The following is a 12,823-nucleotide window of genomic DNA, read 5'->3' as shown; positions in this document are numbered from 1 at the left end:
TTTAAACTTAACCTTTAGTAATATAAAAAATAGGAGAATAATAAAATGGATATGTCTTTACAGGTTTTAGGTAACTTAAATGGATTAACAGCTATAGCGGTAGCGTTACTGATATCTTTACCAGCTTTAGGAACAGCTATTGGTTTTGGTGTTCTTGGTGGTAAATATCTAGAAGGAGTTGCGCGTCAGCCAGAATTAGGCGGTATGCTTTTAGGTCGTATGTTTATCGTTGCTGCTTTTGTTGATGCATTTGCTGCTATCTCGATTGCCATAGGATTCTTGGTACTTTATGCAAATCCATTAGCTATACCTGGTTTAGTTGATGCGGCTCAAAAAGCTGTTGGCGCATAATATACTTTAATATAAATCAAAATAAATTATCTAAAGGATAAGTAGATGGATATTAACGTAACTTTAATAGGTCAGATGATAACATTTGCAATCTTTGTTGTTTTTACAATGAAGTTTGTATGGCCGCCGCTACGTACAGCTTTAGAAGAGCGTAGAGAAAAGATAGCTAATGGCTTAGCTTCTGCTGATAGAGCTTCTAGAGAGCTAGAGGTTGCAAAAAGGCAGTCTGCTGAAATCCTACGTGAAGCAAAAGCAAAAGCTACGGAAATAGTTGAAAATGCCTATGTTAGAGCTCATAAAGTTGATGAGCAGGCTAAAGAAGAGGCTATTGCCATAGCTGAAAAGGTTAAAAGCATGGCTATGGCTGAAATCGATCAAGAGAAAATCAAGGCAAGGGAAGAGCTTAAGCAAGAGTTAGTGAGTCTTGCTATAGCTGGAGCTAGTAAAATTATATCTGCAAAGGTAGATGAAAAGGCTAGTAACGATCTTTTAAAAGATTTTGTTGCTAAGATATAAAAAATAATAGGGTAAATACATGGCAGATCTAAGCGTAATTGCAAAACCATATGCAAAAGCAGTGTTTGAGTTTGCAAACGAAAACAGCTTGTCGCAAGAGTGGTCTATGTTACTTAAAACTTTTGCTAAGTTAATAGAAGATAATTCAGTACAAAGCATTATTACCAGTCCTATTTTCTCTCAACCTGAAATTATAGAGGTTTTAAAAGACCAACTAAACGAAAAGTTTTATAATTTCTTAGCTTTGCTCGCTCAAAATAAAAAGCTAACCCTTTTACCCTTAATTTCAGATCAATTTGAGTTGTTTACAAATACTCAAAATAATAGCAAAGTAGCCAAAGTAACTTTAGCTTATTCTGCTGATAAAGACTTGTTGGATAGCTTAAAAGCAAGTTTAGAGAGAAAGTTTGGTTGCTCTATGAATCTTGAGGTTGAAATAAATCCAGCTATAGTCGGTGGGGCAATTGTTAGAGTCGGGGATACAGTTATAGATAACTCAGTGTCTGGACGTTTAGAAAAATTAAAAAGTATTTTATTATCATAAATTATAGGAAGTGAGCTTATGCAACTAAGTCCATCAGAAATTAGTGGTTTGATTAAACAGAGAATAGAGAAGTTTGATAATTCTATCGAACTAAAGTCAGAAGGTACTATAGTTAGTGTTGCTGACGGTATCGTAACTATATATGGTTTAAATGATGTAACTGCTGGTGAAATGATTAAAATGCCAGCAGATGTATACGGTTTAGCACTTAACTTAAATACAGATTCAGTGGGAGCAGTAGTTTTAGGTGAGTATGAGCATCTAAAAGAAGGTGATAAAGTATACTGCACAGGTAGAATACTAGAGGTTCCTGTTGGTGAAGCTCTACTTGGTAGAGTGGTTGATGCCTTGGGTAACCCTATTGATGGTAAGGGTGAGGTAGCTACAGATCATAGTTCACCAATTGAAAAAATTGCTCCAGGAGTTATTTGGAGAAAGTCAGTGGACCAGGCATTACAGACTGGTATTAAGTCTATAGATTCAATGGTTCCAGTAGGAAGAGGTCAAAGAGAACTTATTATTGGTGATAGACAGATTGGAAAAACAGCTATTGCTGTTGATACTATTATTAACCAAAAAGGTACAGGTGTTAAATGTATCTATGTCGCAATAGGTCAAAAAGCATCATCAATAGCTAATATTGTAAGACAATTAGAAGAGCACGGTGCTATGGAGCATACTATTATAGTCGCTGCTACAGCCTCAGATTCTGCAGCTTTACAATATATAGCACCGTACTCTGGTTGTTCTATGGGTGAGTATTTTAGAGATCGTGGTGAAGATGCTTTGATCGTTTATGATGATTTAACTAAGCAAGCATGGGCTTATAGACAAATTTCACTTTTATTGAAAAGGCCTCCAGGACGTGAGGCATATCCTGGAGATGTATTTTATCTTCACTCAAGACTTCTTGAAAGAGCTGCAAGAGTGAATGAGGAATATGTTGAAAGACACACAAATGGTGAAGTTAAAGGTAAAACAGGTTCACTTACAGCTCTACCAATTATTGAAACACAAGCTGGTGATATTTCTGCTTTTGTACCTACAAACGTGATTTCTATTACAGATGGTCAGATATTCTTAGAGACAGACTTGTTTAACTCAGGTTTGAGACCTGCTATTAACCCAGGTAACTCAGTATCTCGTGTTGGTGGAGCTGCTCAAACTAAAATTATTAAAAAGCTTGGTGGTGGTATCCGTTTAGCTTTGGCGCAATATCGTGAATTAGAAGCTTTCTCTCAGTTTGCATCAGACCTTGATGAGGCAACAAGAGCGCAGTTAAACAGGGGTCAAAGAGTTACTGAACTTCTAAAACAAAAACAATTTTCAACGCTATCTGTAGCATTGATGGCACTATCTTTATATGCTGCTGACAATGGTTATTTAGATAGTTTAGAAGTCTCAGAAGTTATACCGTTTGAATCAGCATTGCATGCTTTAGCGACAGACAAGTACGCAGCTGTGATAGAAATGATCAATAAAACAGGTGCCTATGATGCTGAGATTGCTGATAAGCTAAAAGCAATCGTAGAAGACTGTAAAGCAAATCAAGCTTGGTAGGAGTAGACTATGTCTAATGCTAGAGAAATACGTTCCAAAGTACAGAGTGTAAAAAATACTCAAAAAATCACTGGTGCTATGGAATTGGTAGCAGCTAGTAAAATGAGAGGAGCAATTGTTAAGATGAATAACGTGCGTCCTTATGTAGACTGTGCTAACACAATTATTAAAAATGTTGTAGCAGCTAGTATTGATTATCCTAATCCTTATTTGTTTGAAAGAGAAATTAAAAGAGTTGGCTATATAGTTACTTCTACAGATAGAGGTCTTTGTGGCGGGCTAAATATTAACCTTTTCAAGCATGTTTTGAAGGATATTAAAAAGCACCTTGATGATAGAATCGAGGTGGATATATGTGTTGTAGGTTTTAAGGCAGAGACCTTTTTTAGAAAGTTAAAAGGAGTTAACGTTGTCGCTGTTGCTCATTATAATGATAAAGATTTAGAAGCTAGCGTTAGAATGATTTCTGGCGCTATTAAAGTAATGCTTGATAAGTTCACAAGTAGTGAGATTGATAAGTTGTATTTATCTAGTAATCAGTTTGTTAGCACAATAAAGCAAAAGCCAAGACACCAGGTATTGCTTCCAATACAAGATGTTCTCACAGAAGAGCAAAAGGCTGATGACAAAGGTGTATCAAAAGGGCATTGGGATTATATCTATGAAAGAGATATAGAAGAAGTTTTAAATGCTCTGTGTATGAGATATATAGAAGCCCAAGTTAGAGGCGCAATACTGGAAAATGCAGCATGTGAACAAGCTGCGCGTATGATAGCTATGAAAAATGCTACAGATAATGCAAGTGATATTATTGATCAACTAAAATTAGATTATAACAAAGTAAGGCAGGCTATGATTACCCAAGAGCTTGCAGAAATTTGTTCAGGTGCAGCAGCAGTTTAGGAGAGATAAATGAGTACAGGTAAAATTATTCAAGTAATTGGAGCTGTTATTGATGTAGAGTTTTCTCGTGATAACACTCCAAAAGTATATGATGCTCTGAGAGTTCAAGAGACAGATTTAGTGTTGGAAGTGCAACAGCAAATAGGTGATGGAGTAGTCCGTACTATCGCAATGGGTTCTAGTGATGGGCTAAGACGTGGTATGGAAGTTGTAAATACAAATGCTCCTATATCAGTCCCTGTAGGTCATGGTACTTTAGGTCGTATTATGAATGTATTGGGTGAACCAATAGATGAGGCTGGTCCAATTGAGCATAGTGAGAAAAGATCTATTCACCAGGCTCCTCCAGCTTATGACGAGCTAGCTCTTAATACAGAAATTTTGGAAACAGGTATTAAAGTAGTAGATCTTATTTGTCCTTTTGCAAAAGGTGGTAAGGTAGGTTTATTCGGTGGTGCTGGTGTTGGTAAAACAGTTACTATGATGGAGCTTATCAACAACATTGCAAAAGAGCATAGTGGTTACTCTGTATTTGCTGGTGTTGGTGAAAGAACTCGTGAAGGTAACGATTTTTATTATGAAATGAAAGACTCTAACGTACTTGATAAAGTATCCTTGGTATATGGTCAGATGAATGAGCCACCAGGAAATAGATTAAGAGTTGCATTAACAGGTTTAACTATTGCTGAAGGTTTCCGTGATGAGAAGCGTGATGTATTAATGTTTATTGATAATATATATCGTTATACATTAGCAGGTACTGAGGTTTCTGCTCTTTTAGGTCGTATGCCATCTGCAGTTGGTTATCAGCCAACGCTAGCAGCTGAAATGGGTGCTTTACAGGAGAGGATTACTTCAACTAAGACTGGCTCAATTACCTCTGTACAGGCTGTATATGTACCAGCTGATGACTTAACTGACCCATCTCCGGCAACTACATTCTCACATTTGGATGCGACGATTGTATTATCGCGCCAGATTGCTGAGTTGGGTATTTATCCAGCTGTGGATCCTCTAGATTCTACATCTAGACAGTTAGATCCATTAGTAGTTGGTCAAGATCACTATGAGACAGCTCGTGCGGTACAAAAAACTCTGCAAAGATATAAAGAATTAAAAGATATCATAGCTATTTTGGGTATGGATGAGTTATCAGATGAAGATAAAAAAACAGTTGATAGAGCTCGTAAGATCCAGAGATTTTTATCTCAACCTTTCCATGTGGCTGAAGTGTTTACGGGTAACCCTGGTAAGTTTGTGTCTTTAAAAGATACAGTTGCTAGTTTTAAAGCTATTGTTAATGGTGAATATGATCATTTGCCAGAACAAGCTTTTTATATGGTAGGATCTATCCAAGAAGCTATCGAAAAAGCAAAAACTCTATAAGGTAAACTTAATATGTCTAAGAACTATCTAAAAGTCAGTGTTGTTAGCCCTTCAGGTTCAGTTTTTACTGGTGAAGCTGATATGGTCAGTTTACGTGGTTCTGCTGGTGAAATGGGTATAGCATATGGACATACAGAGTTGTTATCAACTATGCCAGCAGGTGTGGTTAATATAAAAAAAGACAATGATACAGAAGTGTTATATGTATCAGGTGGGCTAATAGAGGTTACTCCTACTAGAGTTACTATCATGGTTGATGAAATGGAAAGAGCTGAAAACTTAAATCAAGCAGAAGCTGAAAAGGCAAAAGCAAGAGCAGAGCAATCTCTAAAAAACCCAGATGCATCAAAGCTTGATATAGAAGCTGCACACCAAAGGTTAAGAGAGGCGGATGCGCGACTAAAAGCTCTTAATTCTTCTAAAGGGTTATATTATTCAAAAGACTAGCCTTAATATCTTATCATTTGTATTGTATTTAGAAAGCTTATTAAATAACTGGAAGAAAGTTTCGGGTGTAAGTTTTTTAGGTAATGAAAATCAAATAAACATTAGATTGTACTTTTAGTATTCGTATCAATCATAAAATACATTCTATTAAAAATCAAATATCTAAAAACCCTTATATATTATCATCAAAATTCATATCTAACTTAAATATAGTTAAAATATGTCATACAAAATTATAAATATAATTTCTAAGCGAGCCTGAACTTGTTTGATGGATCTCGATGAGCTTAAGGTTTATGGCGAAGTGTTGGAATATTTTTAGCACTATTTTTGAAATAATATATTTATAACTATGATATTTTTATATAAAAAGTGAATTTTATATAGTTTAAAGTTATATAATTTATTAAAATAATACGGTATATAAATATAAGATGTAGGAAGTAATATGACAGATCATGAGTTTGATGTTTATTGGTATAAAACTTTATCAATAGTTGTAGCAATATTAATAAAAAATGATTTAAATGATATAAACCAAAAAGCTATACAACCGTTGCTTTTAAAAGAGGAAAATTACGAAGGTGCATCTTCCCCTATAACAGTTCATAATAAATTCGATAAGCTTCTAGAAGCGATAGAATATATAGCAAACAATAAGCCAGATGGCGCTAATCTAGCCACATTACATGAGAATATAAAATCTGAACTTCAAGTACTGTATACTTTGTATTTTCGTCGTTTAAGCAAAAGTCAGCTTATGTTTAATAATAATACGTTAGAAGTAGGTTTTGAAATTAGTAACAAAGAAGGAGTGTACAAAAAGAAAACGTACAAAGAGGAAGTGTTTGTATCAAGGGGATTAGTAGGCTTGATATGTGACTATTTGGATAGTTTAAGTTATGAGGCTTTTAGAAGGACAAATAAATTAAGATATAGAAGGCTACCTCCTTTACCGTTATTGCCAATAAATTACCAAAATTATACTATAATAAAAATAAAGCCTCAAAGTATTACTACAGCATTAAGTGTGTTACCAGATAGAAAAATATTAAGCGCATCGAAATTTGGTTGGTTCATACAGGTTTGGGATTTGTATGACCTTGAAATCTCTTTTAAAGTACTAGGAGATTTTTATTTAAACGTAGGAGATGTTACAGCATTAATTACATTGCCAGATGGAAAAATAGTAAGTGGGACTAAACGTGGGCATATACTAGTCTGGACTTTAGACGATTATAAAAAGCCCCTTTTTGAGCTAAGAGATGGGGGTCGTCAAGGAAGGATTACAGCATTAGGTTATATACAGGGTGGAAAATTAGTAAGTGGGTCCGAAGATGGTGCTATACGAGTGTGGAATTTAAACGATCCTACAAGTCCTCCTATCGTGCTATCAATCCATAGCGAAGATATTATAGCATTAGGGGTATTATCAGATAGAGAAACAGTAAGCGCATCGATGGACGGCACTATACGAGTTTGTAATTTAGATAATCGTAGTAGTTATATCGTGGCACAACAACAAAGAGTTTTTGCATTAGAGGTATTACCAGGTCGCAGAATAGCAAGTGGATCATATGAGGGGAGTACTATAAGAATTTATGATGTAGACAAAAGAACTTGTATCAAACTAGAAGACCCTGAGTGCGGTGGTATTACAACGTTAAAGAGACTACCAGATGACAGGATAGTAGCTGGGTCAAAAAATGGTGGTATAAAAATCTGGAATTTAATCAATAATACAAATATCAAACTAACAACGGGCCATGATAGTATGATTACAGCGTTAGGGATATTGCCAGGTGGAGAGATAGTAAGTGGATCTGAAGATGGTATTATACGAGTTTGGGGTTGTTTTAATAAAGAAGAAAACATTAAAATAAACCAACTGTTTATAAGAGAAGTCGTATCTATATATAGAAATACAGTCAAAAATAGAAAAATATCTTTTGGTATAGCAGGGAAAAGAGTTAATAATGAGATATTGCCTGACAATCTTGCAAAAGTAATAATAAAGGTACAGAGTGATACTAATATTTTAGGTTTGTTGCCACACAAGTTTGTAGAAAGATTTGCTAAAGAAATAGAGTTGCAAACTATAAATAGAAATAATGCAGTCAAAAATACAAAATTATTTACTCATAGAGATGACGATATAACAAATTTGTATAGTGATCCACTAACTGTATTAAAGGATATTTGGTACAATTTGTTTTGTCTTAGCGTGAAGCGGGATTATTATAAATATGACTTACGTATTTGACAGTGCTGCGAGGTGTCCTTGCTATCTTTATCCTTGAAACATTTATCAAACTGGTTTAATCTAGCAATAATCTTTTATTTACACTAAATGATAATATGACAGTCACAAGATTTGCACCAAGCCCAACAGGTTTCTTACATGTAGGTGGTGTTAGAACGGCACTATTTAGCTGGCTATATGCTAAAAGAAACAACGGTAAATTTTTATTAAGAATTGAGGATACAGATTTAGAAAGATCTACCCAAGAAGCAGTAGATGCTATTTTAGATGGTATGAGCTGGTTGGGTTTAAAAAATGATGATCAGATATATTATCAAACAAGACGCTTTGATCGATACCATCAAGTTATAGGTGAGCTTATAAATCAAGATAAAGCTTATTATTGTAATTGTTCTAAAGAGAGGTTGGAAAAGTTAAGAGAGAAGCAGCAAGCAAATAATCTAAAAACTGGTTACGATGGGAAATGTAGAAATGCTAACTATATTCCAACAGATGGTGAGAGTTTTGTTGTAAGATTTAAAAACCCAGAACAAGGTATAGTAAGTTGGAATGATGCCGTAAAGGGTAAAATTTCAATAGCTAACCAAGAGCTTGATGATATGATAATTCAAAGGGCGGATGGTTCACCGACATATAATTTTTGTGTAGTTGTTGATGATATGGATATGCAGATTACTCATATTATACGTGGCGATGATCATGTGAATAATACTCCTAAGCAGATTAATATTTATCAAGCTTTACAAGCTCAAGTTCCAGTGTTTGCGCATGTACCGATGATATTAGGTCCAGATGGAACAAAGCTCTCCAAGCGTCATGGTGCTGTAAATATTATGCAGTATCGTGAGGATGGTTATTTACCACAAGCTATGCTTAACTATCTTGTAAGATTAGGTTGGTCTCACGGTGATCAAGAAATATTTTCAATCGATGAAATGATTGACAGTTTTAATCTTGAACACATTAGTGCTTCACCGTCGCGTTTTGATTTTGAGAAATTAAAATGGTTAAATAAGCATTACATCAAAGAATCAAGATTTGAGGATATTCAGGCTGAAGTAGAATATCACTTCACCAAAGCAGGATTAAATATTTCTAACGGCCCTGATTTAAGAGATTTATTAGCTGTTATGGCAGAAAAAGTTGATACTCTTAAAGAACTTGCTGAAAAGTCTAGTTACTTCTATACGCAAGATATAGCTTATGATGAAAATGCAGTCAAAAAGCACTTTAAAGCGATTACAGGTGATATTTTGAAAGTTGCCTTGACTAAATTTGAAGCACTATCTGACCAAGAATGGCAAGATGAGTCTATATTGCATTCTGTAATAAGCTTAACAGCAGAAGAGTGTGAATGTGGTATGGGTAAAGTTGGTATGCCTGTAAGAGTTGCTGTGACTGGTTCTGGCCAGTCTCCTGATATCGGCATTACTTTGAAGTTGCTTGGTAAAAATAAGGTGACATCAAGGTTAAGTGAAGCTTTAAGATTATGTGTATAGCTCTTGTGGTGGTGAGATAAAACTATTACATACTACAGCATGGGCCTATATTTCTATGCAAAATCTATGTTAGAGTTGCCTTTTGGTACATTAAAAATTATTTTTTTGAGTTGGCCAGTTTGAGTAATTAGGTTCATTGGTTGGATATCTCCTTTTGTAAATAAAAACGCAGCTCCTTTCCAGGGGTCTATCACATAAACTGTTCCTGGTCTAAAATTGAAAACACCATTTTCTTGTAGGCTTATTCCAGTTGTGTCATATAAAACAAATGCATGATCTTCATTTATTAAACCTACTGGATGCGCTACTCCTTTATTTTTTCTTCTGTTTAACATATGAGCCATAGCAACTGCTTGGTCTCCACAGTTACCAGCACGATAGTGTTTTGTTTTTTGTAAACTTTGTAGGCCTGGATTAAAGCCTCCTTTTCTTACTTGATTTATTAATTTTTCAGCTTCTTTTCTAGAAGTTTTTTGATACTGGGCAAGCCTTTTTGCTCCTATATGATTGGCCCAAGATGGGTCTACTCCTGTAGAAGATATTTCTACTTGTTCTATGTAATTATTGAATTCTATTTTTATTCTTTCTTCTAATGGTTTTTGTAGATATTTTTTTATCGCATTTACTATAGTTCCAGCTACTTCTAGTTCTTTATCATGTTGTTTTTTATCTATATGTTCAGTTAAAGTCTCTATATGTTGCTGCAGTTTTTGGTAAACTTGATCTAAGTTTGAGTTTATATTACCATCTTTAAAAGTTTCCCATATATTTAAAAATAAACTTTTTAATAGCTCTGGAGAAACATTTGTGTTTTCAGGTATTTTTAAGAGCTTTTTAAAGCTACTATTGGTATTAATTCTTTGGGAGAGAGCATTTAGCATATGAGTATTATTATCTCGATACCAAGTAAAATGACGATTAATAGACGAAATAATTATTAGCAATTCTAGGGCAGTAAATATATCTGATATATTCATAACACTTTTGTAATTCTTACAAATATTAATCAAGTTTTGTAAGAGAAGTTTTTTTCTATTGCTGTTGCAAATAGAAGATGCAAAAGAAAGAGTTTCAATTAAGCTGTTTATCTCATAATTCATAACTATAGGTTTCAGTTTTTTAAGGGGATGTAATGTATATCAAAATATACAAGTAGAAAGTATAATTTGATATATCTTATTTTTAATAAGAAACAGGAGTTTTTGATAAGAGTAGGCTTACGTAATTATACAAACCTAATTTAAACAAGCCCCTTCGTCTAAATTCAGCTTGCGACGATCCTATAAAATACTATCTTTAAAAAGTTAATTTTTTATATTAGAATTTATCAACTAAGTGAAAAGGTTAGAAAACTTAAATTATGTTACGCAAATTTATAATTTTAATGGCTTTATTGGCTACCACAATTTCAAATGTATGGGCTGCTATAGAAAACCCTGTAAACATGTTAAACAATACGATAGTCAAAACCCAAGATAAACTAATCAAAAATGCTACTGAATATAAACAAGACCCATACAAACTTCTGGGATTAGTAGATAAAGAGATAATCCCTATAGTTGCACCTAAAGTTGTAGCTCAACTTGTTGTTGGTACAGAGAAATGGAAAAAAGCTACTGCTCAAGAGCAAAAAGATTTTATTCATTCTGCTACTGAAATGCTAACGTTTATGTACGCTAAGAATGTGGCATACGCTGGGAAATATAAGATAAGATTATTTCCTTTCAATCAAGACGATAATAGTTGGCAAAAAAAGGCTATAGTAGTAGTAAATGGTAAAATAACTAATATTGATAATAATCAAAGCTCTGACTTTGCTGTAAAAATGTTCCAAAAAGAAGGTAAGTGGCATATTTATGATTTCGATGTTGCTGGGGTAAGTATCCTAAAGGCATACCAAGAGCAATTTGCTCCTTATGCAACTGTACCAGAGATGACCAAAGCAGCTGAAAGAGTTACTACCAATATTAAAAAGAAAAACTATCCTAAACTTTTAGATGATAATTATAAACTTCAGAATGTAGAATGATAAAGATAACTGATAATGTTTGGACTATTGGTGCAGATTTAACTATTGTAAATGTGCCTATCGTAGTTAAAAGATATGCTAAAGATTTAGGAAATTTGAAAGAATCATGGGTTGTTGATTTTTCGAACTGTAACAAAATTGATAGTGCTGGATTAGCGTTTATAATCGAATATATAAAATATGCTAAAAATAACGATATAAAATTACAACTTAAAAACCTTGGTATAGATGCTATTTCGTTAGCTAAAGTTCATGGAGTGAGAAGTATTTTAGAACAGTACATTAGCTAAAATAATATATTGTATAAAAATGTCTATAAAGTTTAGATGTACATTTAAGTTTAGAAAATGGAGATAAAAATGACAAAAGAACAACTAAAAGAAATTTTAGAGGACTCCCTAAAAAATTGTACTGCCGATGTCCAAAGTGATGACAATGTGCATTTTGCAGCAATTATAGTTACCGAAGAATTTAATGATATTAAAAGCAAAGTAAAAAGACAACAATTAGTATATTCAAAAATTAACGAATATATACTTTCTGGTGAGCTACATGCTTTATCAATGAAAACTATAGCTGCTAACGAGCAATAAGAGTTTATATGTAATTTAAATGTAGAGGAACCTTTGTGTTGAAGTGTAAGGCTCACTTCAACAAACTATGTAAGCCAATTTTCCAAGTTTGAGCTACTACAGCTACTCCTTTATATGTAGGTTTTTTATGCAATCATAACCTAGTTTTTGTAAATAATTTATTAAATCATTTTTCTTAATATTTTGACAATTTGAAATATCTAAGTATTTTAGATGTGGTAAATTTTTAATAAGGTTCGATACATTTGTAAGATCGGGGATCTCATTACTTGAAATATTCAGCGATTGTAGCAATTCTAGTTCTGATAAATTATCAATATTTTTTATGCCTTTACAATTCGAAATATTTAGATACGTCACAAGACCTTTACATTTAGTGAGATAATATATTCCTTTTTCAGTAATGTTATTACAGCCAGAAAAGTTTAGTTGGATTGGGCTTAAATATTTTGCATGACCTAATAGAGGCTGTTTTTTTCTCTCTGCAATATAGAGTAACCCTGTGTCAGTAATGTTATTACAGCCAGAAAAGTTTAGTGTCTTCAGATTTACTAGATTTTCAACGAGAATACGTACTCCATTATCACTAATTTTACAACCTGAGAGATCTAGTTTTTGCAAATTTTGTAAAGGCTAGATTGTATTCTGAAAGTTTTAAAATAGTTGAAAGAGAGTTCCAGATGTAGTTTATTAGGTTTGAGAAGAACTTAAATAAACGAACAGGAACTAAAA

General features: G+C 33.6%; 14 protein-coding genes. 12 read left to right on the top strand and 2 right to left on the bottom strand.

All coding sequences use genetic code 11. From position 1 onward, the window contains the following. Window positions 1-45 precede the first annotated feature (45 nt). The 9 genes from SD28_RS00715 to gltX all read left to right on the top strand — a co-directional run bounded on the left by SD28_RS00715 (window position 46) and on the right by gltX (window position 9,469). Window positions 46-351, top strand: coding sequence for a F0F1 ATP synthase subunit B (locus tag SD28_RS00715; RefSeq protein WP_039123116.1), 306 nt, complete (start codon window positions 46-48; stop codon window positions 349-351). Window positions 352-396: 45 nt separating this feature from the next. Next, window positions 397-867: a F0F1 ATP synthase subunit B gene (locus SD28_RS00710; protein ID WP_039123114.1), complete on the top strand. Its 471-nt coding sequence runs from the start codon at window positions 397-399 to the stop codon at window positions 865-867. A gap of 19 nt (window positions 868-886) precedes the next feature. Next, window positions 887-1,411 carry a F0F1 ATP synthase subunit delta gene (locus SD28_RS00705; protein ID WP_039123113.1) on the top strand — a complete coding sequence of 175 codons (525 nt, stop codon included), beginning with the start codon at window positions 887-889 and terminating at the stop codon, window positions 1,409-1,411. A gap of 18 nt (window positions 1,412-1,429) precedes the next feature. Beyond that, entirely contained in the window at window positions 1,430-2,971 is a 1,542-nt protein-coding gene (gene atpA, locus SD28_RS00700; protein ID WP_039123112.1) for a F0F1 ATP synthase subunit alpha, read from the top strand. A 9-nt stretch (window positions 2,972-2,980) separates the two neighbouring features. Then, window positions 2,981-3,874, top strand: a complete 894-nt coding sequence (locus SD28_RS00695; protein ID WP_039123111.1) for a F0F1 ATP synthase subunit gamma — start codon at window positions 2,981-2,983, stop codon at window positions 3,872-3,874. A 9-nt stretch (window positions 3,875-3,883) separates the two neighbouring features. Further along, window positions 3,884-5,260, top strand: a complete 1,377-nt coding sequence (gene atpD / locus SD28_RS00690) for a F0F1 ATP synthase subunit beta (RefSeq protein WP_039123109.1) — start codon at window positions 3,884-3,886, stop codon at window positions 5,258-5,260. A gap of 12 nt (window positions 5,261-5,272) precedes the next feature. Next, window positions 5,273-5,707 carry a F0F1 ATP synthase subunit epsilon gene (locus SD28_RS00685; protein ID WP_039123107.1) on the top strand — a complete coding sequence of 145 codons (435 nt, stop codon included), beginning with the start codon at window positions 5,273-5,275 and terminating at the stop codon, window positions 5,705-5,707. 448 nt (window positions 5,708-6,155) lie between these two features. Beyond that, window positions 6,156-7,970, top strand: coding sequence for a WD40 repeat domain-containing protein (locus SD28_RS00680; RefSeq protein WP_039123105.1), 1,815 nt, complete (start codon window positions 6,156-6,158; stop codon window positions 7,968-7,970). A 95-nt stretch (window positions 7,971-8,065) separates the two neighbouring features. Continuing rightward, complete coding sequence (gene gltX, locus SD28_RS00675; protein WP_039123103.1) at window positions 8,066-9,469, top strand: glutamate--tRNA ligase; 1,404 nt, start codon at window positions 8,066-8,068, stop codon at window positions 9,467-9,469. Between the two features lie 53 nt (window positions 9,470-9,522). Here gltX and SD28_RS00670 read toward each other — a convergent pair whose 3' ends face one another. Then, the gene (locus SD28_RS00670) at window positions 9,523-10,446 is read right to left on the bottom strand and encodes a hypothetical protein (protein ID WP_039123099.1); all 924 of its coding nucleotides are present in this window, start codon (window positions 10,444-10,446) and stop codon (window positions 9,523-9,525) included. A 383-nt stretch (window positions 10,447-10,829) separates the two neighbouring features. Here SD28_RS00670 and SD28_RS00665 point away from each other — a divergent pair, with 383 nt between their 5' ends. The 3 genes from SD28_RS00665 to SD28_RS00655 all read left to right on the top strand — a co-directional run bounded on the left by SD28_RS00665 (window position 10,830) and on the right by SD28_RS00655 (window position 12,091). Then, window positions 10,830-11,498: an MlaC/ttg2D family ABC transporter substrate-binding protein gene (locus SD28_RS00665; protein WP_039123098.1), complete on the top strand. Its 669-nt coding sequence runs from the start codon at window positions 10,830-10,832 to the stop codon at window positions 11,496-11,498. Beyond that, complete coding sequence (locus tag SD28_RS00660) at window positions 11,495-11,788, top strand: STAS domain-containing protein (protein ID WP_039123096.1); 294 nt, start codon at window positions 11,495-11,497, stop codon at window positions 11,786-11,788. Before SD28_RS00665 ends, SD28_RS00660 begins: the two co-directional genes overlap by 4 nt. Before the next feature lie 69 nt (window positions 11,789-11,857). Continuing rightward, window positions 11,858-12,091: a BolA family protein gene (locus SD28_RS00655; RefSeq protein ID WP_039123094.1), complete on the top strand. Its 234-nt coding sequence runs from the start codon at window positions 11,858-11,860 to the stop codon at window positions 12,089-12,091. A 102-nt stretch (window positions 12,092-12,193) separates the two neighbouring features. Here SD28_RS00655 and SD28_RS00650 read toward each other — a convergent pair whose 3' ends face one another. After that, on the bottom strand, window positions 12,194-12,712 hold the full coding sequence (locus tag SD28_RS00650; protein WP_039123092.1) for a leucine-rich repeat domain-containing protein: 519 nt from the start codon (window positions 12,710-12,712) through the stop codon (window positions 12,194-12,196). Window positions 12,713-12,823 lie beyond the last annotated feature (111 nt).

The sequence above is a fragment of the Allofrancisella guangzhouensis genome (assembly GCF_000815225.1).
Lineage (GTDB): Bacteria > Pseudomonadota > Gammaproteobacteria > Francisellales > Francisellaceae > Francisella > Francisella guangzhouensis.
Note: the sequence above shows the minus strand (reverse complement) of the source record. Positions and strands in the feature narration are given on the sequence as shown.